Raw genomic sequence first — 23,041 nt, 5'->3', positions numbered from 1 at the left:
AGATTGTGTAAAAGCTTAACTAAATATGCAGATATCAACACAATTCTATATTTGTTTATCGAATTTCAAAATTAGCAAATCAAAACAAGATTGCTGCATTTTGAGAGCTTAATAAAACTTAAGATTCCAAGTTTTTCGACAAGCTAGGTATATCACACCATAAATGAAACATTTAGCCATAGAAATAATTATAGATTCTAAGTACGTATTTTGAACCATAAATCTTATATTCATAGGTCAAAAAAATTGGCAATATATTTCGAATGGAACCGTTAACTAATTCCATTTGAATTGCACCTTAGATTTAAAACAATATCAACAGATGAATTATACAATTAGTTGCTTTCTACCTGTGGGAACTCAGGAAGAAACTCAATCTACTATAAAAGAATTACAAAGTTCAAACTTAGTTAATGAAATATTCCTAATTGGAGATCCTGATTTTGAAGTAGAAGGAGCAGGATTCTTATCTACAAAGTCTCTATTATCAAGTGAAACAATACATGAGATTGCAGAAAAATCAATTTCTGATTTCACATTAATCTATACTAAAACGAGTGCCCTAAAACTGGGTCAATTTGCCCTTAACCGCTTTGCCCAAATCGCATCAGACACACAAGCTAGCTTGACCTATTCTGATTTTAAAGTCATTAAGAATGCCACAGTTGAGAATCACCCAGTAATTGATTATCAGGCGGGAAGTTTAAGAGATGATTTTGATTTTGGCTCATTACTTTTCATTAATACGAAAGCTCTAAAAGAAACAATCATTTCAGTTGATAAAACCAATCGTTACGCTGCCTTATATTCACTTCGCTTAGCCCTTTCTGAACAATCAGAATTTATTCGTATTCCTGAATATTTGTATACCGATGAAGAGCTAGATACACGTAAATCAGGTGAAAAGATATTTGACTATGTTGATCCTAAGAACCGTGCTGTACAAGTTGAAATGGAGAAAGTCTGTACTGACTATTTAAAGCGAACCAAGGGATATCTAGAGCCAAAATTCTCTGATGTAGATTATAAATCTGAGAATTTCAAATTAGAAGCTTCGGTTATCATCCCTGTTCTCAATCGTGTCAAAACCCTTGAAGACGCTATTAAGTCCGTGATATCTCAAAAAAGTGATTTTGCTTTCAACTTAATCATTGTAGATAACCACTCGACAGATGGAACAACAGAACTTATTCAAAAATATGCTGAGCAAGATGACCGAATTATTCACCTCATTCCTGAACGCAAGGATTTAGGCATCGGTGGTTGCTGGAATGAGGCTGCACACCATAAAGACTGTGGTCGTTTTGCCATACAGCTTGACAGCGATGATTTGTATGCTGACGAAACAACGATCCAACAAATAATTGAAAGCTTTCATAAAGAGAAGTGTGCCATGGTTGTTGGTAGCTATCAGATGGTCAATTTTAAATTGGAAGAAATTCCTCCAGGTTTAATTGACCACAAAGAATGGACACCTGAAAATGGCCGCAACAATGCCTTACGTATAAATGGTTTAGGAGCTCCTCGTGCTTTCTATACTCCAATTTTGAGAGAGACTCCTCTTCCAAACGTCAACTATGGTGAAGATTATGCCCTAGGATTAGCAATTTCAAGAAAACATCAAATTGGTCGTATATACAATTCGCTGTACTTATGCCGCCGTTGGGAAGAAAATTCAGATGCCTCATTGAGTATTGAAAAAATGAATGCTCACAATAGCTATAAAGACAGAATTAGAACCATTGAGCTAAAGGCAAGACGAATTCAAAATTTATAAACATGAAATTCAAAGCAATATTCATTATTCTTGGTTTAATACTGTTTTTAGCTTCGTGTCAGGCTAAAACAGACAAAAACAAGAATGTTTTACCTCAGAACGAAGCTCAACAAATTGATTCAACTGATGTAGAATTGTTTAAATCCTTGAGCCGGTTTATATCAGATCCATCATTTGATTCTCTTTCAAATGGAAGTCTGATTATTGAAACAGGGAAACTGTTTTTACAAACCCCTTATGTGGGTGGAACGCTTGAGAATAGTGAGATTGAAAAAATGACGATCAATTTACATCAGCTTGATTGCACAACTTATCTTGAGAATGTTTTAGCTCTTTCAAAATTATCAGCCAGATCCGAAATCAATATCAATGAGTTCTCAAATGAGTTGCAATCTATTCGCTATCGCAATGGAGAACTGGGTGATTACACATCTCGCTTACATTATTTTACCGATTGGATATTTGATAATGAAGAAAAAGGCTTAGTCGTTGATGTAACAAAAAAGATTGGTGGAGAATCATACGATAAAACCATCAACTTTATGAGCATGCATATTAGCTCTTACCCAGCTCTAGTTAGTGACTCATCACTAATTAGAACGATTATACAAACTGAGAAAGACATTAATAATAGAAAACATTATTATATTCCTGAGAACAAAATTCAACAGGTAGAGAATCAAATTGAAGATGGTGATTTGATTGCAATAACAACCAAAATCAATGGTTTGGATGTGTCTCATACTGGAATCGCGATACATTTAAACGAGCGATTACACCTAATGCATGCATCTAGCAAAGCAAAAAAAGTCGTTATCTCAGACATGCCTTTAGCTGATATGATTCAAAAGAATCGTTTACAATCAGGAATAATCGTAGCGAGAGTCCTGTTAACAAAATAAACCTTGAGTTAATTATTTTCTCTTCATGAGAATCAACTACACTTAAAAGAGAACTAATGCAGAAAATCAATAAAGAAAACTTACAAGCCTTCTTAAACGAACAAAAGGAGAGTTGGCCTTTAGCAAAAACCAACTATAAAGGCTTAGATAAAGTAGAAGAAAAAGAATTCCAATTCGATGGTTTCAAAATTAAGGTTCAATATAATCCTGAACGAATAACATCCACTGCCGCAAAAGTCGACAAAGAAAGCATTGAAAAAAGACCCTGCTTTTTATGTGACGAGAATAGGCCAGCAGAGCAAGGGAAAATGGAGTTGGAAAATAACTACAGCCTGCTAGTAAACCCCTTCCCTATCCTCAAAGAACATTTCACCATTTCTAAAAACGAACATATCGATCAGAATTTTGTAGATCATATTGGCGAAATGGTTAGCCTTTCTGAAAGCTTAGAAGGTTATTCGGTGTTCTACAACGGACCTAAATCGGGAGCATCTGCACCAGATCATATGCATTTCCAGGCAGGTGAAAACGACTTTATGCCTATCGAAACAGAATACTTCGAAAGGAAGAAAAATTACGGGAAATTAGTCACTTGGAATGGTCGATTTGAAGTTTATCGTTTCAACCATTACTTGCGAAAAATGATCAGTGTTGAAGCTGACAGAGCCCAAGATATAGTCAGTGCTAGTAAAATATTTTATCGCTTTTTCGAAAAGACACAAACTGATGAAAAAGAGCCTTTGCTAAATGCAATTTGTTTATTCAAGAACAATAAATATCGACTTCATATTTTCCCAAGAAAACTACATCGTCCATCTCAGTTTTTTTATGAAGGGAACGAACAATTAATGATTAGCCCAGGTGCTGTAGATATGGGTGGTGTTATTATCACCCCTCGAAAAGAAGATTTCGATAAAATCACAAAAGAAGATATTGAAAGTATCTACAAGCAAGTTAGTTTGGATGATTTAGTATTCGATAAGCTTTGTCAGGATTTCACAAAATTGGTTATGCCTTAAAAATATATAAAACAAGAATGCAAGAACCAAAAATACGTATAGGCATTATGTACGACAAGGAAATCTCATTCAAACTGAATGGGATTTACTTGCTTCATAAAAACGGGAAAAACTATACGGATACGCAAGTCATTAAATACCTAAATGGCAAAATTGAATTTGATGGTTTAATACTCAAACCTGAAGAGTTGATTTTTAGTCCTGAGAATTACGAAAGCGACTCATTCGAATTGTTTGATGTAACCATAGGAATTAAATTTCACTGGGAACGAAAAGAGAATCAGTCCTTCAAAGGTAGCTTGCACTTTCTTTGTGAGGACGAGAAACTAACGGCTATCAATGTTCTTAAACTAGAAGATTATCTGGCAAGCGTTATTTCATCAGAGATGAAAGCGACTAGCAATATGGAGCTTCTAAAAGCGCATGCCGTTATCTCCCGTTCATGGCTAATGGCACAAGTTTTAAAAGGAAAAGCCATACTAGCTTCAGACCAAACCTATCAATCTGTAACTGAGAATTCTGAAGAATTGATCAAATGGTACGACAGAGAAGACCATCACAATTTCGATGTTTGTGCTGATGATCATTGCCAACGCTACCAAGGGATCACACGACAATCAAACAAAGCTGTTTTAAAAGCCATTGAAGCAACCAAAGGCATTCTTCTAACTAGCGATGGTGAAATATGTGATGCACGTTTTTCGAAGTGCTGTGGCGGTGTTTCAGAAACATTTGAAAATGTTTGGGAACCCAAAGCTCACAAATACCTACAAGCTATTATCGATGGAAAAGAATCTAGCTTAAAACTAGATTTAAGGAATGAAGTTAATGCCGAAAACTGGATTCATAGCTCACCTGATGTTTTCTGTAACAACAGCGATAAAGCAATTCTATCTCAAGTCTTGAATGATTACGATATGGAAACACCTGACTTTTTTCGTTGGGAAGTTAGGTACACACAAGATGAATTATCTGAACTAGTCAATAGAAAAACGGAGAAAGACTTTGGTCGCATATCAGATCTCATCCCAATAGAAAGAGGACTCTCAGGACGAATCATTAAGTTGAAAATTATCGGTGAAAAATTAACTTTTACTATTGGTAAAGAATTAGAAATCCGCAAGGCTCTTTCCGAATCACACCTGTACAGCTCAAATTTTATACTTGAAAAAGAAAACAACTCAACGAATTTTGTATTGAAAGGTGCAGGTTGGGGACATGGTGCTGGGCTTTGTCAGATTGGAGCTGCCGTGATGGGAGCAAAGGGCTATTCCCACAAAGAAATTCTATTACACTATTTTAAAGGTGCCGAATTAGAAAAAAAATATTAGAACAACATTTAAGCAATTGTATCGAATATGAATAAACAATCAAGATCACCCTGGGCATGGATTCCATCACTTTACTTTGCAGAAGGTTTGCCCTATGTCGTCGTAATGACAGTAGCAGTAATCATGTATAAACGTTTAGACATTTCGAATACTGATATTGCTTTATATACATCTTGGTTATACTTACCCTGGGTCATCAAACCTCTTTGGAGTCCCTTGGTTGATATTATTAAAAGTAAGCGTTGGTGGATAGTAGCCATGCAATTACTCATTGGTGCAGCCTTGGCAGGTGTAGCTTTCACAATTCCTACAACTAACTTTTTTAGAGCCTCGCTTGCCTTTCTTTGGTTATTAGCTTTCAGTTCTGCCACTCACGACATTGCTGCTGATGGCTTCTATATGTATGGTTTAGATAAGCATAAACAATCCTATTTCATTGGGATTCGCAGTACTTTCTATCGTCTGGCAATGATTACAGGACAAGGTCTTTTGATTATACTTGCAGGTTTTTTTGAGGAAATAAAACTTTTCGGACAAAGTGCTAAAAGCATTCCCCTAGCTTGGTCGTATACATTTGGAATCTTAACTGTCAGCTTTCTGATTATTGCCATATATCACAAATTTGCCCTACCTAAACCACAAGATGATAGTGACAGAAACATAAAAAGCTTTTCCGATGTATTTAATGATTTCGGAGAAACTTTCAGGTCATTCTTTGGGAAGAAAAACATTTGGACAATCATAGGGATGCTTCTTTTCTATCGTTTGGGTGAATCTCAATTGGTAAAAATGGCGTCTCCGTTCCTTTTAGATAGCAAAGAAATAGGTGGACTTGCCCTTTCAACCTCAGAAGTTGGTCTTATTTATGGAACTATTGGTGTTCTATCACTTACCATTGGAGGCATATTAGGTGGTTATTTGGCCTCTCTAAATGGACTCAAACATTGGATGTGGTGGATGGTTTTAGCCATCAACCTTCCTAACCTAGTCTACGTTTATTTGTCACAATCATTACCCGATTCATTCATTCTTATAAGTGTATCTGTAGCTATCGAGCAGTTTGGTTACGGCTTTGGCTTTACAGCTTTTATGCTTTATCAAATTTATGTTTCAGAAGGGAAGCACAAAACAGCTCATTTTGCTTTTTGCACTGGCTTTATGGCTTTAGGTATGATGCTGCCAGGAATGGTTTCTGGATGGATACAAGAAATGATTGGCTACCAACATTTTTTCATTTGGGTTATATTATGTACGATTCCTAGTTTTATAATGGTTAAATTTATAAATATTGATCCTAAGTTTGGGATCAAAGCGAATTAGAAATACCAATTGAAAAATAATTAATGTTTTACAAATAGATAGAAGTCCCTACTTATGAATCCACTCTTTCAATATATTATTGGTGAAACAGTCAGACGTCAACTTAAAGATAAACATCAAACCACATCTTCCGAAGAGTTCGACAGTATACTTATTAAAGCTAAAGTAGAATATACACACTTAATTCGAGAAAGTATATTCATACTAATAGGTATACTATCTGCTTGTTTCGGACTAAAAGGTTTTCTCCTGCCTAATGCATTTATAGACGGAGGAGTAACAGGAATCTCACTTATTGTAAGCGAACTAACAAACATTCCCTTATCCATCTTATTAGTTGTTATAAACATTCCCTTCTTACTAATGGCTTTCTCTACAATTAATAAACAATTTGCTGTAAGAAGTATTATTGCCATTTTTCTACTTGCCATATCGGTTCACTTTATCCCGGTTCCTATTATTACTGATGATAAATTATTAATTGCTGTCTTTGGTGGCTTTTTTCTAGGCGCAGGAATTGGATTGGCAATACGAGGTGGTTCAGTTATTGATGGAACCGAAATTTTAGCCATATTCATTAGTAAGAGAACATCATTGACAATTGGAGATGTTATCTTGGTTTTCAATGTGTTTATTTTCTTAATTGCAGCTTACGTATTTACCATTGAAATTGCCCTGTATGCTATGCTAACCTATTTGGCGGCATCAAAAACTATAGATTTTGTTGTATCCGGAATAGAAGAATATGTTGGTGTGACAATCATTTCGGACAAAAGTGAAGAAATTAGATTGGCTATAGTAGAGAAACTTGGACGAGGGTGTACGATATATAATGGCAAAAAAGGATTTGCACTCAAGGGACAAAAGTTAGAACCAACAGAAATCGTATACACACTTGTGACAAGATTAGAATTAGTGAAACTTCAAACAGAGATCGATAAAATTGATCGTGATGCATTTACTGTTATGCATAGCATTAAAGACGCTAAAGGGGGAATGATAAAAAAAAGACCTTTGCATTAATTCGATTAGTCCTTTTACAATTTTACGGCTTCAACAAAGTTTAAGTATCTTAGTTCTATTGAGAATTAGAACTATTATGGAATCTAAGCTATCCTATAAAGAAAAATGTGACTGTGCAAGAAGTAATTTCTGCACATATGTTAATCATGACAAATATTTCTCATCAAGTGAAAAGACCTATCTCACGAAGATCATCCTGAATGATAACATATCTGGGATATTATACGTCAGTAGTATTCTGGTAGCTTGGGCTTTTATAGCAGGACTCATCGATTCGATTCTCTTTCCAGGCATTATCGTTTATGCTATTTTCCATGGCGTAGTCGATTATAAAGTCCTCACGCCCCCTATCCTCTTCCTCGGAGGTAATATCCTTGCAAAACTGATTTATATATCAATTAGTCTAAGAGGAAAGGTTAAAGTCTACGATATTCTCATATCTGTACTTCCTTATGCAGGATCTGCTTATTTACTAAGAAAGTTTCTTACCAAGGATAAACTTTTATCTCAAGCTGTTTACGCCTTTCTTAAAATGAGGAAACTGGAAATCAAATATCAAGTCATTGCCTTTTTCAAGAGGAAACCCAAACTTTAATTCTGTATTTTAGGTATAAAAAAAAGGACTTGCTCATGAGCAAGTCCTTTTCAAAGTAAAATAATCTATAATGCTATTTAGCTGCTTGAGCTTTTCCCACTACAGCTTTAAAAGCTTCTGGGTGGTTCATTGCTAAATCGGCCAAAACCTTACGGTTAATCTCGATGTTCGCTTTATGCATTAGTCCGATTAATTGTGAATAAGAAAGACCTTCTAGTCTTGCAGCAGCGTTGATACGCTGAATCCACAATGCACGGAAATTTCCTTTTTTCTTTTTTCTATCACGGTAAGCATACTGCAAACCTTTTTCCCATGTATTCTTAGCTACTGTCCATACATTAGATCTAGCACCAAAGTTACCTTTAGTTTCTTTAAGAATTTTCTTTCTTCTAGCTCTAGATGCTACAGAATTAACTGATCTTGGCATAATTTTAAATTTTAGAATGTTAGCGTTCCCAATGGGACTCTTTTGTGCTAAATCACTCGGTTAATAAACTGAAAAAATCAAAAAAATGATTTTTTACAACATGTTAAGCATTAACTTAACGTTCTTTTGGTCAGACTTACTTACAGCACCAAAATAAGTAAGATTTCTCTTTCTCTTTTTGCTCTTCTTAGTCAAGATATGACTTTTAAAGGCGTGCTTTCTTTTAATCTTTCCAGATGCAGTCAAAGTAAATCTTTTCTTTGCGCTGCAGTTTGTTTTCATCTTAGGCATTGTACAAACTTATTGATTATATACTAAATTACTTTTTCTTTTTAGGCGCGATAAACATCGTCATACGCTTACCTTCAAGTCTAGGCAACTGTTCAACTTTCCCAAGTTCTTCAAGATCTTGAGCAAATTTTAACAATAAAATCTCTCCTTTATCTTTGAAAAGAATTGATCGCCCTTTGAAGAATACAAAAGCTTTTACTTTAGCACCTTCTCCAAGAAATTTGGATGCGTGCTTCAGTTTAAAGTTGTAATCATGTTCGTCGGTGTTTGGACCGAAACGAATCTCCTTAACAACAACTTTTACGGCTTTAGCTTTAATCTCTTTTTGTTTCTTTTTCTGCTGATAAAGAAACTTATTGTAATCGATTATTTTACAAACGGGTGGATCGGCGTTAGGTGAGATTTCCACCAAATCTAATTCCTTATCCTGAGCCAATTTTAAAGCTTCGGCAATAGAAAATACACCTGGTTCTACGTCGTCACCGACGATACGAACACTACGGGCTCTAATCAACTGATTTATCTTGTGTTGAGCCTCACGAGGTTTAAAAGCACCTCTTCTGTTTCTGTGTTGAAATCCAGCTATGGCTAGTTCCTCCTATAGTTAGTTAGTAATTTGCGATAGAGGACATTTGACCTTCTACCTCATTATTTATTAATTCAGCAAATTCCTTAATTTGCATCGTTCCCATATCACCTTCTCCTTGTCGACGAACAGAAATCGTATTTTCAGACGCTTCTTTCTCACCTACAATTAGAAGATAAGGGATTTTTTTCAATTCATTATCACGTATTTTACGACCAATCTTCTCATTTCGGTCATCTAACACGGCGCGAATATCGGAATTATTTAACGAATTTAAAACTTTTTTCGCATAATCATTGTATTTTTCGCTGATAGGCATAATCACCGTTTGCTCAGGTGTTAACCACAATGGGAACTTACCTCCAGTATGTTCGATCAAAACAGCAATAAAACGCTCCATTGAACCAAAAGGTGCACGGTGAATCATAATAGGACGATGTTTCTTATTATCGCTACCTACATATTCCAAATCGAAACGCTCAGGCAAGTTATAATCGACCTGAATAGTACCCAATTGCCATTTACGTCCAATTGCATCCTTAATCATAAAGTCAAGTTTAGGACCATAGAAAGCTGCCTCTCCATATTCCACAACTGTATTTAAACCTTTTTCTGCAGAAGCCTCAATAATTGCTTGTTCAGCTTTATCCCAATTTTCGTCGCTACCAATATATTTTGCACTCTTTTCTTTATCGCGTAAAGAAATCTGAGCTGTATATTCTGTAAAGTTAAGCGCTTTAAAGATGATAAAGATAATATCTATCACTTTTTTGAATTCATCTTTCAACTGATCTGGTGTACAGAAAAGGTGAGCATCATCTTGAGTGAAACTTCTTACACGAGTTAAACCGTGAAGTTCTCCACTTTGCTCATAACGATAAACAGTTCCAAATTCAGCATAACGAACAGGAAGATCTTTATACGAACGTGGTTTAAATTTATAAATCTCACAATGATGAGGACAATTCATTGGTTTCAACAAATACTCTTCACCCTCTTGTGGTGTTTTAATAGATTGAAATGAATCTTCACCGTATTTATCGTAATGACCAGAAGTCTTATATAAGTTGATATTACCAATATGTGGGGTGATAACCTGCTCGTATCCGAATTGCTTTTGTACGCGTTTCAAGAAATTTTCAAGACTCTCTCTTAACTGAGCTCCCTTTGGTAACCACAATGGCATTCCCTGTCCCACATTTTGAGAGAAAGTGAAAAGCTCCATTTCTTTACCCAACTTACGATGGTCACGCTTCTTAGCCTCTTCCATCATCACAACATACTCATCCAAGAACTTTTTCTTTGGAAAAGTAATACCATAGACACGAGTCAACTGTTTTCTAGTTTCATCGCCTCTCCAATATGCTCCAGCAATAGAATTTAATTTAATTGCTTTAATATATGACGTGTTTGGTAAGTGTGGTCCACGACAAAGATCTGTAAAGCTACCTTGCTGATAAAAGCTAATGGTACCATCATCTAAATCATTAATCAACTCTACCTTATATCCCTCATCTTTTGAGTTGAAAAACTCAAGAGCTTCAGTTTTCGTTACGTCCTTACGTGTGTACTCATTTTTTGTACGAGCTAATTCCAACATTTTCTGCTCAATTTTTGGCAGATCTTTATCAGTTAGCATAAGATCTTCTCCTAAGTCAACATCATAGTAAAAACCCATTTCGATTGCTGGGCCAATACCAAACTTAACTCCTGGATACAATGCTTCTAGTGCTTCAGCCATTAAGTGAGCTGATGAATGCCAAAAAGCATGCTTTCCTTCTTCATCGTTCCACGTATGAAGCTTAATGCTTGCATCTTCGTTAATCGCACGTGTCAGATCATACAACTGTTCGTTCACGGTAATCGACAAAACCTCTTTTGCCAATCGACTTGAAATGTTTTTTGCGATCTCAATACCTGAGATGCCAGCTTCAAATTCTTTTACTGTTCCGTCAGGAAATGTAATTTTAATCATCCTATCTTTTTAAATTTTTATTCACACCGCTACAAACCGGCATGATATACTTATAATAGAAACTCGAATTTCAGAAAAGTCATTTGACTAAATTGGCTTATTTTCCATGAAAACAAGCCATCCCTAAATTCAATCCACAAAGATATAATATTCTAGATAAAATAGTCTTATTTATCGTCTCCAATTCATGAAGTGATAAAAACTGTACTTTAATGACATAAATCCTTTTCTATTTTTCAAAAAATTGAAACCTTTGGGGCAATATATAAATTGACAGTTCATTTTTAAATGACTAATCGACTTTTGGACAATCTTAAACAAAAATTCAATTCATAAAGTATGAAAAATTTCAAGCAATTGCTTGCCTTAGGCCTATTCTTATGCCTTTCTATTTCACTACTTGCTCAGCAAGGCGTGAAAAAAATCACCATGGAGGATATCATGCTCAATTACACTTTCGGGCAGAAATCAGTTCACGGTCTTCGTTCCATGAATGATGGCGTTCACTACTCTACTCTCGAAGAAAATGGAACTAAAATTGTGAAGTATGCTTATGCTACGGGTAAAGCTGTAGATACACTTCTTGATCTAAACAAATTAAAATCAGAAGAACTAACAAGCATTTTCGATTACGATTTTAATGCTGATGAAAGTCGAATTTTATTAATGACTGACCGCGAACGCATTTACAGACGTTCATTCACAGCAAACTATTTTATTTTCAGCTTTAAGAATAAAGAACTTAAGCCTCTTTCTAAAAATGGGAAGCAACGTTTAGCGACATTCTCTCCTGATGGAAGACGTATTGCCTTTGTTCGTGACAATAACATTTTCATCCACAATATTGCTTTCGGATCAGAAAGTAAAGTGACTAAAGACGGTGAATTCAATAAAATTCAGAATGGAACTCCTGACTGGGTTTACGAAGAAGAATTTGAATTCAATAAAGCATTCGAATGGTCTCCGGACAGCAAGGCCTTAGCTTATATGAAATTCGATGAAAGCGAAGTTCCTGTGTTTAATATGAATAAATTTGAAGGCATGTATCCTCAGGTTAAAGGCAATGCTTTATACCCTGAAAACTACGCTTACAAATACCCAAAAGCTGGTGAAAAGAATTCAATTGTTGAGGTTTACGTTTATGATGTGAACGACAGATTAACTAAAAAGATGGATGTTGGTGCTGAAACAGATCAGTATATCCCTCGTATTAAATGGACAGCTGATGCTAAAATTCTTAGTATTTGTCGCCTAAACCGTCACCAGAACAAGCTAGACATCTTACTAGCAAACTCAAAGACGGGTAAAACATCTATTCTACTTACGGAAGAAAACAAGTACTATATAGACAGCAACACCTTAGACGATTTGACTTTCCTTGCTGGTAACGAACATTTCATTTTCTCTAGTGAAAAAGATGCTTTCCTTCACTTATATCTTTACGATATGAATGGTGAGCAAGTTCAGCAAATCACAAAAGGAGATTGGGATCTTACCGAATTTATTGGTTACGATCAGAAAAAGAAGATTTGTTATTACCAATCGGCAGAAGTTTCGCCAATGGATCGCAACATTTATTCTATCAAACTAAACGGTAGCTCGAAGAAAAATTTAACACCTGCTAAGGGAACCAATAATGCATCTTTCTCTAAAGGTTTTAAATATTTCATCAATAACTTTTCTAGTGTTTCACAACCAAGAACAGTTAGCCTTTACAACGCTAAAGCAAAACTGATTCGTGTTCTTGAAGACAATAAGGAATTGGTTGAAAAGCTTAAAGAGTATCAATATACTTCTAAAGAATTTATTCAATTACCAGCTGCTGATGAGTTGACTCAATTGAATGCATGGATCATCAAACCTTTCGATTTTGATCCAGCAAAGAAATACCCTGTATTAATGACTCAGTATAGTGGTCCAAATTCACAACAAGTATTAAACAAATGGGGAATTGATTGGTACAACTATTTAGCTCAAGAAGGTTATATCGTTGTATGTGTTGATCCTAGAGGAACTGGTGCCAGAGGCGAATTATTCCGAAAGTGTACTTATATGCAATTAGGTCGCTTAGAGTCTGATGATCAAATTTCAGCAGCAAAATCTTTAGCTAAAAAAGATTTTATCGATGGAGACAGAATTGCAATTTGGGGATGGAGCTATGGTGGTTTTATGTCATCACTTTGTTTAGAGAAAGCTAGCGATGTATTTAAATCTGCTATCGCAGTTGCTCCAGTAACTAACTGGCGCTATTACGACAGTGTTTACACAGAGCGTTTCATGAGAACACCTGCTGAAAACCCATCAGGATACGATGATAATTCACCTATCAATCATACAGACAAATTGAAAGGTAACTTATTATTATGCCATGGTACAGCAGATGATAATGTACATGTACAAAACGTATATGAATTTGCAGAGCGCTTGGTACAATCTAACAAGCAATTTGAAATGCAGATTTACACCAACCGTAATCACAGTATTTATGGAGGTGTGACTCGTTTACATCTATATAATAGATTCAATAAATTCTTGAAAAATAATTTATAGAATTTTAGAGCATAAAAAAGAGCTTATTCCAATGGAGTAAGCTCTTTTTCAGTTTAATAATATTCTATCTAAAATCGATAACCAGCTCTGTGCAATTGCTTCAAATTAGTTATAGGCTTATTGGGATTAAGCTCTTTCCCAATGAATTTATAGATTTTCACACGAATCTCCTTGGCTTTTTTCGTATCCATTCTATCGAAAGAATGCCCACCTGGCACATCTTGAAAGATCTCATACTCGAAGGTTTTCCCATCAGCTTTTAATGATTTAATTAAATGCTCCACTTCAATTACATTCACATCATCATCATTTGTATTGGTATGAATCAGTAGAGGGGTATTTTGAAACTTATGGGTATTCCATGCCGGCGAACGTCGTCGGTATTCTGCCAAATCATCATTAGCCGTTTTGCCAATATGGTATTCTGCGGAATATAGATCTCGATATTCTTGAGTCATATACCCCATGCGAGCAACGAGGTCACTAACTGGCACACCTGCGAATCCCACTTTAAAATCATTAGGATGATCAAATAAATTGAAAAGAGTTATCATACCACCATGACTCCAACCCATAATACCCACTCTGTCTTTATCAACAAAATCGTAGTTTTCTATCATATAATTGCGACTGGCATACACATCTTCAACTTCCAGTCCTCCATAATCAATCTTCTCATAGTGTCCCTTACCATATCCTGTACTTCCACGATATTCAGCAGCAACTACAATATATTCCTGAGCAATTAGCTCGCGTATAATATGTGTGTAATAAGTTGTGAAATCGCCATGGACACCACCATGTGGTAAAACAATTAAGGGGTATTTCTTATCAGGATTGATATTTTTAGGAATAAATGTATATGTCCAAAACTTCACAGGATTACCAGCTCCTTTTGCAGTTGGATTCTTTTCTTTCCATTTTGGCGGACCGTAAATATATAGCTTATCGATATGAGCAACATCTCCTACTCTCTCGAACCAAATCAGATCATCTAACATTTTTTGTAGGCGATCCATTCTATGCTCCAAATTCGTATTGTATTTTTTTAGGTCTTTCAGTTCCTCCCGAATGGGTTCCTGACTTTGAGCAATAAGACCTACTACTGAAATGAGTATAATCAGTAGACTTAAGAAAATTCTTTTGTTCATTGTTTGAGTTTTAGGTTAGCAATTAAATTGCATCCCCAATTTACAAAAACAATGGAATTTATATTGAATAAATTTTCTGGACTCAATCCAGTGATTACTTGATGTTTTTATTTTTCCGACTAGATCAGGAATACTTTGGCTTAGATTGAACCCAACTAGGATATGAATGTGATCAGGCATTGTTCCAATAGCAATTAATTTATGTCCGCTATTTTGAACAATACCCGTTATATATTTTTCTAAATCTTGTTTCCAAAAATGATGAATTAAGGCTTTGCGATTCCTAACTGCAAATACGAGATGAAAATAAGCTTTTGAATAGGTGTCTCCCATAATTAAACGAATTAGCAATTATGAATTTATCAATATTATTCATCTAATCCAATTTTATATTACGGTGCTCTGCACCTATTGGTTTCTATTACATGTCCAGGCTACAAAGATGTTGGTGCTCTGCACCAACCAAATCTATAAATCGTTGGGTACAGAGTACCCTGATATTTGTAGAACCAAATTAGATTTTAGAATTAGGTGCAGAGCACCGTAATATCTTACATCAACAATTTTTCTTATATTATTTCAATCTGGTAAATTGATTGTGTCTGCTTAGTAATTTTGAATCTATCATCCATTCGGTGACCAACCAGCCAAACGATATCATCACCTGATACCAAAAGCCAAGCATTTTCCTTATCGGTTAAGGAGAATTTATTGTCGATAAAATAATCGGATATTTTCTTACGTCCTTTCATTCCAATAGGATGAAAGACATCGCCCTCCTGCCATTTACGTAGCTTAAGAGGGAAGTTTAATTTATCAGCATCGAAACAAGCTATTTTCGGGTTGGTTGAAAACTTAAAATCAGCAGTTCGTTCAAAAATATCACAATGAAAACTCTTTTCATTGATTTCAAGATGTCCATTCTCAGAAAGCTCATATTCACCAGACTCTTTTTCTTCTCTTTCAGTCAGAACCAAATACTCCCGGTCACGCAGAAGCTGATACTTTTCAGAGTAAAACAGTTTCCCTGAAATGGCATCCAAGGATTCAATTATATTAGCCACATCTCGAGAATGGAAACCGTAAGGTTTCAATAGTTCAAAGAGGTGAGAATTATTAGCTGGTAAGTTCTTGAGATCAGAAACTGAAATCAATAATTTATCATCTTTCTGATTGATGAAGGTCAATTTCTTATTACTAATCTCGTTATTATAAATCAACTCTACATCAGAAAACCTAGCCACATTTTCATTCATGGTTTTTTGAATGCTAGGGTTAATTTCCTGCAGTACAGGAATAATTTGATGACGAATTTTATTCCTCACAAAATCAATTTGAGCATTGGTATAATCCTCACGATAATTCAAAGCATTTTCTTCGGCATAAGCTTTTAACTCTTCCCTTGAAAAAGGCAGTAAGGGACGAATCAGACAGCCTTTTTTTGCTTTAATTCCTGTTAAGCCATGAATACCAGTTCCACGAGCCAGGTTGATTAAAACTGTTTCAATCACATCATCAGCATGATGACCTGTAAGTATATACTGGCAATGATTTGCCTGACGTATACTTTCGAACCATTCGTATCGTAAATCACGTGCAGCCATCTCAATAGAAATCGCCTTTTCTTTAGAATACGTAGTCGTATCAAACGCTGTCGTACAAAAAGAGAAACCATATTTTTCAGCCAACTTCCCTACAAAAACTTCATCACCATCGGAATCCTCTCCTCTTAAACGGAAATTACAATGAGCCACTACGCAATCCATTTCCATCTTATATAAAAAATGAAGTAAGACTATTGAATCGAGTCCTCCACTAACAGCAACCAGTAGTTTTTCATTTCTACCGAAGAGCTCTTCTTTTTCAATATGGCGGATCAGTTTTCGTAGCATTTCAGTTTTCAATTGTTAGTTATAGATTTGAGAAAATCAAAGGTTTATATATTATTTACTTCCTAACACCTGCTTAATCGCCTTAGCTTTCAACAGACATTCCTCATATTCCTTTTCGGGATCAGATTGCATGGTAATGGCACCACCAACCATGAATGAAAGATAATCATCTTTAGCATTATATTGTATGCTTCTAATTACAACGTTGAAATCGAAATCGGCATCGGGAGTGATATACCCAACTGCAGCAGAAAATAAGCCACGCTTAGTCACCTCGTATTTCTCAATCAATTTCATGGCGCGCACTTTAGGAGCTCCTGTCATCGACCCCATTGGGAAAGAATGCTTGATACAATCCACAAAGTGAGTATCTTCTCTCAATTCAGAAACTACTGTAGATATCATTTGGTGTACTTGAGGGAAAGTATAAATGCCACAAAGCTCTTCTACTTTTACCGATCCTTTAGCTGCTGTTCTCGACAAATCGTTACGAACCAAATCCACAATCATGATATTCTCAGCTCTCTCTTTTGGATCCGAATATAAAAGATCTTTAATCTGAATATCCTCCTCTAGGGTTTGACCTCTTTTAGCAGTCCCTTTTATGGGTTGAGATATAATTTTTGAACCTTGTTTTTTGATATAGCGCTCTGGCGATGCAGAAAGTAAAAATTTATCACCTAACGAATAGTAACATGAATAAGGAGTTGGAGAAACCTCTCGCAAACTTCTGTAAGTATCTAAAGGATCAATTCGAGTATTCTCTGCATAAAACTCCTGACAAAAGTTGACTTCATAAATATCTCCTAAACGAATATGATTTTTCAAAGCATTTACAGCCTCAAGATATTCTTCTTTGCTAATGCGGTGTTGAATATTCGGAACAAATGTAGCCTTAACTTGATCTATTTTGGTAGATAAGATCCGATCAAAAAGTCTAAACACCTCTTCTTTACTATTCTCTTCTTCGAAATATTGTATTTCTAATTGATCTTCCTTCAAAGCCAAAACCCATCGAGGCTGAAAAAAATGAAGAGCTGGCATTTTCACACTATCAATATTTTCTGATGACAAATCTTCCAATTCGTTCTTCAGATCGTAAGTCATAAAACCAAACCACCAATCTTGGTTGGTATCGTAAGTTTGGCGCAAAATTTCAAAACAGTTCTCTTTGGGCTGAATCTCATTTAAAGCATCTATACCCGCAAGCAACTCATATGAATTGTATTCCTTTTTAGAATTCACTTTTTGATTCACCTCATGACTATCGAGAATAGCAAGTCTTTTATACTGCTTGCTCCATAGCAACAATTGCTGCTTAAATTTAGCTGTATCTGATATATGAAAACTTAAGATTTTACGCATGGCGCAAATTTATATAAAAGATACTAAGAATTACATGTCCGTATTAAAATAGAAAGATTGTTACAACAAAATATGTGAAGAAGCCTAGAGAGTAATTCAATCCTATAAGTTATCGAAGATTTATGGCAATAACAGACCTTATTAACTTTAGTTTACTTGTGAACTCAACTCCCGTTTATTTCCAAAAAAACGATGTATCAATGACACCAATTCTTTTTTTCTAATTGGCTTTGAAAGGTATGCATCACAACCTGCTTTAATTACTTTTTCTTCGTCGCCTGCAAGACCAAAAGCAGTCTGTGAAATGATAACAACATCCTTATTAAAATGTCGTAATCTTCGAGTCGTTTCATAACCATCCATCTCGGGCATTTTAATATCCATAAGTATCAAATCAATGTCAGTATTATTGTGGCAAATATCAATCGCTTCATATCCATTTTTAGCATATAAAACTTCTCGGCTCATTTTTTTCAACAATATATTTAATAGCAAAGCCGACTCTTCATGATCTTCGACAACTAATATTTTTAAGTTTTTGACTTCACCCTCTAATTTCTTATTAAGCATCCCATTTGAAACCCTTTCCGCTTCATGAATTTCTGTTTTATAAGGAATTGTAAAATGAAAAGTTGAACCTTTTCCCATCTCACTTTCAACCCACAATTTACCTCCAAGAATTTCCACATAAGCTTTGGAAATAGTCAAACCCAAACCTGCACCTTGGCGGGCTTCTTTATCAAAAATATCAGCCTGTACAAAACGTTTAAAAATTGCATCAAGTCTATCCCTTTCAATTCCAATGCCTGTATCTTTCACATAAAATTCAATGAATTTTCCTTTGTTAATATACCCGAAATCAATTGAACCTTCATGGCTATATTTTATAGCATTTTTCACCAGATTAGTCAGAATTGCAAATAACTTTTCACGATCAGTTAAAATGATCGCTTTATCTAATGGCAAGGAATTATTAAAAGTTAACAGCATTCCCTTAGCTTCAACCTCAGGTTTAAAAAAAGTATAGATGTATTCAATTTGCTGGTTAATGTTTGACTCCTTGATACTGATTTCCATTAAGCCTGCTTCTATTTTAGAAATATCAATAATATCATTGATAATATTTAGCATTCGCACACCACTATCTTCAATTATTCGAATATATTTCTGTTGCTTTTCACTATTTAATTCAGGCTCTTTTAAAAGATCGGCAAACCCGAGTATACCATTCATAGGGGTACGAATCTCGTGGCTCATATTAGCCAGGAAGGCTGATTTTAAGGCATCGCTTTTTTCAGCCTTTTCTTTAGCTTTGATTAATTCTACCTCATGTAATTTACGTTCAGTAATATCTTTCGCCATCGAAACAATGAGCTTTCTTCCGTCCTCAAAACGTCCTAGAGGAGCTGAGCTAAAATCCCAAATAATTTTCTCTCCCCAAGAAGTGAAAATCTTATACTCTCCCTCTTTTATTGTGCTATTAATAAAAGAAGATTCTCCAATATGTTTTTTTTCGACTCGATGTTCTTGTCTAAATGCTCTTGTTCTCCAAGCTGAAATAGTAGGAACATCCTCAATAGAGTATCCAGTCAATCCAGTCCATGTTTCATTTATTGATATCACTTCTCCGTCTTCAGCATATATCATAATGGGGAATGGTGCTGCAATTAATGCACGACTCAACTTTTCTTCACTTTTTTTCAATTCACTTGTTGCAAGTCTAACTTTAAAACGAAAAAAAACAATGAAAACAATCAGTGAAATTAACACAATACTTATAAGAGAGATTGTATTTTTAAACCAATAGGGTAAAACGCGAATAGTACCGATTTTTTCATGTGACCATTTTTGCCTTGCTACATTATAAACTGAATTACTTTTATACTTCCATTCATTTAAATAACTATCGAGAATATCAATCAAATAAGCATTCTTATTTTTCTTAACGGTAAAATAAATATCGAATGGATTAAACACAATACCACTTGAACGCAAGCCATATTCTCTAGATTTAGGAGATCCGTATGTATTATTTACAACTCCAACATCTACTTTTGACGAGGCAACTTGTTTAAATACTTCATCAGAATCATTTGCTTCGATATATCTGCAATTAACCGAAAGTTTTCGTGTTAATTCTTTTAAGTGCCAGCCATTAATATCATTTTTCATGATGGCTATTCGTTTGCCTTTTAAATCTTGAATACCATCTATTTTTGAAGTATCACGAACATATACTTCACCCCAAACTGTAAGTAATGGTGTGGAACAATAATCCATATATTTAGCTCGCTCTTCCGTAAAAGCGACGCTAACCATCATATCAATTTCTTCATTTTTTATTTTTCTAAGTCCGTCATCCCAAGAGCCAAAAACATATTCAAATTTTATATTCTCATTCTTCTCTATTTCGCCGAGTGCATCAACATAAAACCCCTTTATCTCACCATCAGTATCTTTAAATATTGCAGGGTAATAATTAAATGCACCAACTCTAACTACTCTTTGTCCTTGTACATTCAGAAATACCGTAAGAACACAGAATATCGTTAAAAAAATCTTTCTCATTAGGCAGCTTATTTTAAGATACCAGTAAATATAACAAATATTTATGATCAAAAAAAGGCAGCTTTTAGGCTGCCTTTTGTAATATTTTAAATTGAAATCATTAAAGTTTAACGATCACACGACCGCGACTTTTTTTATCAATCATCTTATCAATATAAATATCTAGTTCATTTAAACTAGTTTCAATAACAACTTCGTCAAGAGCTTCGCAATGCCATTCTTTTGCTAACTTATCCCAAACTTTCTGACGCAAGGCCATCGGACAATTTTGAGAATCGATACCAATCAAGCTAATACCCTTCAGAATAAATGGGTAAACCGTTCCTTCCAAATCACCTGATCCAATATTACCACAACAAGTCACATTTCCCATAGGTTGACAAGCCTTCAAAAGAGTTGAAAGTACATTACCGCCTACCACATCGATAGCACCTGCCCACTTTGGTCGTAGCATTGGTCGTCCAGACTGATCATCTGTTTCAGTCTTGTCAATTCTGCTAGTGGCACCCAACTTCTTAAGAACTTCCTCACCATCATTCAAATCGGATGTTGCTGCAATCACTTCGAAACCTAACTTATTTAGAATACACACAGCAACAGCACCTACACCACCAAGAGCTCCAGTTACAACAACAGGTCCCATTTCTGGGGTTTGACCAGCAGCCAATAAACGCTCAACTGATAATCCTGCTGTAAAACCTGCAGTTCCAAAAATCATGGCCTGTTTCAAGCTGATACACTCAGGCTTACGCACCACCCAATCAGCAGGAACACGAATGTATTCGCTAAATCCTCCATCTGCATTCATTCCCAGATCATAAGATGTTACGATAACCTCATCTCCAGCTTTGAATCTTAAATCTGAAGATGCTTCAACTACTCCTGAAGCATCAATACCAGGCGTGTGAGGATAATTGCGTGTTACTCCCTTATTTCCAATACAAGAAAGTGCATCCTTAAAATTCAGTGATGAATATTTTACACGAACAAGTACATCACCCTCTGGCAAATCACTTAATTGACGTTCTTCAATTCTTCTGATATATTTTCCATCGGCTTCGTTTACACGCAAGGCCTTAAAAGTCTGTGTCGATTCCATAATTAATCTCAATTCTATTTGTACTAGATTATCCTTATCTTGTGCAAAGTTACGAGGAGTTTAACTATCAATCAAGAGCTTACATTTAGGTTTGTCACTAACATTCTTTTCGGAAACATTGATTTACAGGTCACTAATTATATTAAATTTTGGAAAAAGGCAACTGCCCCGTTGATACATTCATCAATTTCGTTAAAGGAAAACGAAAAGCTACCATTATATTGCACCTCAAGCAAGGCACCAAACGCTATAAAGAACTGGTAAAGCTCTTGCCTGATATCAGCGACCGTATGCTCAGCAAAAATTTGAAGGAATTGGAAGAAGCTGGCTTGATCAGCAGGAAAGCTTATCCAGTAATCCCGCCAAAAGTGGAATACAGTCTGACAGAATTGGGCGATGAAATTCAGCCTATCCTAAAATCGATGTTTAGAGGCGGAAGACTGTTTGAAAAAAAGATGGAAGAATAAATTGGAGTTTATGAATAAATAAAACGCATTAGTTTAAGATATAATCGCTTCACTCGGCAATTCATCACATAATTTAGGAAATACCAAACAACAGCTATCGTTGTAAGCGTAGGTATATAGCTAGGGTTCGATGGAATAAAATCTAAGTTCACCAATAGAACGGCAAATAAAATCACATAAAACATATACTTATTCACCTTCACATATCGCATAAACAGGGCCTCTTCAACTGCTATCTTCATATTCAATATCTGATTATCATTCCCGCCTATTTTCTCGTAAGCTAATATCGATTTATATTCATCTTTAAGAGATTCTTCTTTTTGATACACTTCGATTTTCAGTAAGGTGAAAATGAGTAAATCTTCGGCATGCTCAGCATTGCTCATATCTTTATCACTCAAAAAATGAATCCTCTGGTCAATTACTTGTATTGCTTTATCAAGCTTGTCGAGCTCTAGATAAGTCCTTGCAAATATTTCATACAAGCATTTAATTTTCTTATCGTCAAAACCATATGAATCAATCTCACTAAAAACAGACTCAAATTTCAGAATCAAGCGAAAATACTCCTTAAAGTATAGGTTTTCAATTTCTTGATACAATTCAGCGGAACTATTGATATTATTTTCTGACATTCTTTCCTCTTAGTTATAATAAAAAACGACAGATATTTATCTGCCGTTCTTTAATGTCTTTATAT

Annotated in this window: 20 protein-coding genes; 9 read left to right on the top strand and 11 right to left on the bottom strand. The window is 35.2% G+C overall.

Features of this window, described 5'->3' with window-relative positions:
* Window positions 1-322: 322 nt before the first annotated feature.
* From ACXR6G_RS12565 to ACXR6G_RS12535, 7 genes are all read left to right on the top strand, one after another.
* A complete protein-coding gene (locus ACXR6G_RS12565) occupies window positions 323-1,777 on the top strand; it encodes a glycosyltransferase family 2 protein (RefSeq protein WP_458361781.1) in 1,455 nt (484 codons plus the stop codon).
* A gap of 2 nt (window positions 1,778-1,779) precedes the next feature.
* Window positions 1,780-2,679, top strand: a complete 900-nt coding sequence (locus ACXR6G_RS12560; protein WP_458361780.1) for an N-acetylmuramoyl-L-alanine amidase-like domain-containing protein — start codon at window positions 1,780-1,782, stop codon at window positions 2,677-2,679.
* Window positions 2,680-2,735: 56 nt separating this feature from the next.
* Window positions 2,736-3,698 (top strand): DUF4922 domain-containing protein, encoded by a 963-nt coding sequence (locus ACXR6G_RS12555; protein ID WP_458361779.1) that lies wholly within the window; start codon window positions 2,736-2,738, stop codon window positions 3,696-3,698.
* Between the two features lie 17 nt (window positions 3,699-3,715).
* On the top strand, window positions 3,716-5,029 hold the full coding sequence (locus ACXR6G_RS12550) for a SpoIID/LytB domain-containing protein (RefSeq protein ID WP_458361778.1): 1,314 nt from the start codon (window positions 3,716-3,718) through the stop codon (window positions 5,027-5,029).
* 27 nt (window positions 5,030-5,056) lie between these two features.
* Window positions 5,057-6,349, top strand: a complete 1,293-nt coding sequence (locus ACXR6G_RS12545) for an MFS transporter (protein ID WP_458361777.1) — start codon at window positions 5,057-5,059, stop codon at window positions 6,347-6,349.
* A gap of 54 nt (window positions 6,350-6,403) precedes the next feature.
* Complete coding sequence (locus ACXR6G_RS12540) at window positions 6,404-7,372, top strand: YitT family protein (protein ID WP_458361776.1); 969 nt, start codon at window positions 6,404-6,406, stop codon at window positions 7,370-7,372.
* Between the two features lie 76 nt (window positions 7,373-7,448).
* Entirely contained in the window at window positions 7,449-7,967 is a 519-nt protein-coding gene (locus ACXR6G_RS12535; RefSeq protein WP_458361775.1) for a hypothetical protein, read from the top strand.
* A gap of 73 nt (window positions 7,968-8,040) precedes the next feature.
* On the opposite strand, the gene rplT is transcribed toward ACXR6G_RS12535, so the two are convergent.
* The 4 genes from rplT to thrS all read right to left on the bottom strand — a co-directional run bounded on the left by rplT (window position 8,041) and on the right by thrS (window position 11,246).
* Window positions 8,041-8,394 (bottom strand): 50S ribosomal protein L20, encoded by a 354-nt coding sequence (gene rplT / locus ACXR6G_RS12530; protein ID WP_458361774.1) that lies wholly within the window; start codon window positions 8,392-8,394, stop codon window positions 8,041-8,043.
* Between the two features lie 93 nt (window positions 8,395-8,487).
* Window positions 8,488-8,676, bottom strand: coding sequence for a 50S ribosomal protein L35 (rpmI, locus tag ACXR6G_RS12525; protein WP_458361867.1), 189 nt, complete (start codon window positions 8,674-8,676; stop codon window positions 8,488-8,490).
* 37 nt (window positions 8,677-8,713) lie between these two features.
* Window positions 8,714-9,271: a translation initiation factor IF-3 gene (gene infC, locus ACXR6G_RS12520; RefSeq protein WP_458361866.1), complete on the bottom strand. Its 558-nt coding sequence runs from the start codon at window positions 9,269-9,271 to the stop codon at window positions 8,714-8,716.
* 22 nt (window positions 9,272-9,293) lie between these two features.
* Complete coding sequence (thrS, locus tag ACXR6G_RS12515) at window positions 9,294-11,246, bottom strand: threonine--tRNA ligase (protein ID WP_458361773.1); 1,953 nt, start codon at window positions 11,244-11,246, stop codon at window positions 9,294-9,296.
* A 339-nt stretch (window positions 11,247-11,585) separates the two neighbouring features.
* Between thrS and ACXR6G_RS12510 the strand changes: the two genes are divergently transcribed.
* Window positions 11,586-13,796 (top strand): DPP IV N-terminal domain-containing protein, encoded by a 2,211-nt coding sequence (locus tag ACXR6G_RS12510; RefSeq protein ID WP_458361772.1) that lies wholly within the window; start codon window positions 11,586-11,588, stop codon window positions 13,794-13,796.
* A 68-nt stretch (window positions 13,797-13,864) separates the two neighbouring features.
* Here the strand turns inward: ACXR6G_RS12510 and ACXR6G_RS12505 are convergent, their stop codons facing one another.
* The 6 genes from ACXR6G_RS12505 to ACXR6G_RS12480 all read right to left on the bottom strand — a co-directional run bounded on the left by ACXR6G_RS12505 (window position 13,865) and on the right by ACXR6G_RS12480 (window position 21,871).
* Window positions 13,865-14,947: an alpha/beta hydrolase family protein gene (locus tag ACXR6G_RS12505; protein ID WP_458361771.1), complete on the bottom strand. Its 1,083-nt coding sequence runs from the start codon at window positions 14,945-14,947 to the stop codon at window positions 13,865-13,867.
* A gap of 15 nt (window positions 14,948-14,962) precedes the next feature.
* Window positions 14,963-15,280 carry an IS200/IS605 family transposase gene (locus ACXR6G_RS12500; protein ID WP_458361770.1) on the bottom strand — a complete coding sequence of 106 codons (318 nt, stop codon included), beginning with the start codon at window positions 15,278-15,280 and terminating at the stop codon, window positions 14,963-14,965.
* A gap of 236 nt (window positions 15,281-15,516) precedes the next feature.
* A complete protein-coding gene (gene tilS / locus ACXR6G_RS12495; RefSeq protein ID WP_458361769.1) occupies window positions 15,517-16,839 on the bottom strand; it encodes a tRNA lysidine(34) synthetase TilS in 1,323 nt (440 codons plus the stop codon).
* A gap of 51 nt (window positions 16,840-16,890) precedes the next feature.
* Window positions 16,891-18,204 carry an anthranilate synthase component I family protein gene (locus tag ACXR6G_RS12490; protein WP_458361768.1) on the bottom strand — a complete coding sequence of 438 codons (1,314 nt, stop codon included), beginning with the start codon at window positions 18,202-18,204 and terminating at the stop codon, window positions 16,891-16,893.
* A 147-nt stretch (window positions 18,205-18,351) separates the two neighbouring features.
* Entirely contained in the window at window positions 18,352-20,823 is a 2,472-nt protein-coding gene (locus ACXR6G_RS12485) for an ATP-binding protein (RefSeq protein WP_458361767.1), read from the bottom strand.
* 49 nt (window positions 20,824-20,872) lie between these two features.
* Window positions 20,873-21,871 (bottom strand): YhdH/YhfP family quinone oxidoreductase, encoded by a 999-nt coding sequence (locus ACXR6G_RS12480; protein WP_458361766.1) that lies wholly within the window; start codon window positions 21,869-21,871, stop codon window positions 20,873-20,875.
* A gap of 149 nt (window positions 21,872-22,020) precedes the next feature.
* Between ACXR6G_RS12480 and ACXR6G_RS12475 the strand changes: the two genes are divergently transcribed.
* On the top strand, window positions 22,021-22,338 hold the full coding sequence (locus ACXR6G_RS12475) for a winged helix-turn-helix transcriptional regulator (protein ID WP_458361765.1): 318 nt from the start codon (window positions 22,021-22,023) through the stop codon (window positions 22,336-22,338).
* A gap of 8 nt (window positions 22,339-22,346) precedes the next feature.
* On the opposite strand, the gene ACXR6G_RS12470 is transcribed toward ACXR6G_RS12475, so the two are convergent.
* A complete protein-coding gene (locus tag ACXR6G_RS12470; protein ID WP_458361764.1) occupies window positions 22,347-22,976 on the bottom strand; it encodes a hypothetical protein in 630 nt (209 codons plus the stop codon).
* Between the last annotated feature and the right edge of the window lie 65 nt (window positions 22,977-23,041).

The sequence above is a fragment of the Ancylomarina sp. YFZ004 genome (assembly GCF_054254355.1).
This window is presented reverse-complemented; position numbering and strand designations above follow the sequence as displayed.

Bases quoted from the DNA above. Each gene is read 5' to 3' on its own strand.
- ACXR6G_RS12565 (WP_458361781.1), top strand. From the start codon at position 323: ATGAATTATACAATTAGTTGCTTTCTACCTGTGGGAACTCAGGAAGAA.
- ACXR6G_RS12560 (WP_458361780.1), top strand. From the start codon at position 1,780: ATGAAATTCAAAGCAATATTCATTATTCTTGGTTTAATACTGTTTTTA.
- ACXR6G_RS12555 (WP_458361779.1), top strand. From the start codon at position 2,736: ATGCAGAAAATCAATAAAGAAAACTTACAAGCCTTCTTAAACGAACAA.
- ACXR6G_RS12550 (WP_458361778.1), top strand. From the start codon at position 3,716: ATGCAAGAACCAAAAATACGTATAGGCATTATGTACGACAAGGAAATC.
- ACXR6G_RS12545 (WP_458361777.1), top strand. From the start codon at position 5,057: ATGAATAAACAATCAAGATCACCCTGGGCATGGATTCCATCACTTTAC.
- ACXR6G_RS12540 (WP_458361776.1), top strand. From the start codon at position 6,404: ATGAATCCACTCTTTCAATATATTATTGGTGAAACAGTCAGACGTCAA.
- ACXR6G_RS12535 (WP_458361775.1), top strand. From the start codon at position 7,449: ATGGAATCTAAGCTATCCTATAAAGAAAAATGTGACTGTGCAAGAAGT.
- rplT (WP_458361774.1), bottom strand. From the start codon at position 8,394: ATGCCAAGATCAGTTAATTCTGTAGCATCTAGAGCTAGAAGAAAGAAA.
- rpmI (WP_458361867.1), bottom strand. From the start codon at position 8,676: ATGAAAACAAACTGCAGCGCAAAGAAAAGATTTACTTTGACTGCATCT.
- thrS (WP_458361773.1), bottom strand. From the start codon at position 11,246: ATGATTAAAATTACATTTCCTGACGGAACAGTAAAAGAATTTGAAGCT.
- ACXR6G_RS12510 (WP_458361772.1), top strand. From the start codon at position 11,586: ATGAAAAATTTCAAGCAATTGCTTGCCTTAGGCCTATTCTTATGCCTT.
- ACXR6G_RS12505 (WP_458361771.1), bottom strand. From the start codon at position 14,947: ATGAACAAAAGAATTTTCTTAAGTCTACTGATTATACTCATTTCAGTA.
- ACXR6G_RS12500 (WP_458361770.1), bottom strand. From the start codon at position 15,280: ATGGGAGACACCTATTCAAAAGCTTATTTTCATCTCGTATTTGCAGTT.
- tilS (WP_458361769.1), bottom strand. From the start codon at position 16,839: ATGCTACGAAAACTGATCCGCCATATTGAAAAAGAAGAGCTCTTCGGT.
- ACXR6G_RS12490 (WP_458361768.1), bottom strand. From the start codon at position 18,204: ATGCGTAAAATCTTAAGTTTTCATATATCAGATACAGCTAAATTTAAG.
- ACXR6G_RS12480 (WP_458361766.1), bottom strand. From the start codon at position 21,871: ATGGAATCGACACAGACTTTTAAGGCCTTGCGTGTAAACGAAGCCGAT.
- ACXR6G_RS12470 (WP_458361764.1), bottom strand. From the start codon at position 22,976: ATGTCAGAAAATAATATCAATAGTTCCGCTGAATTGTATCAAGAAATT.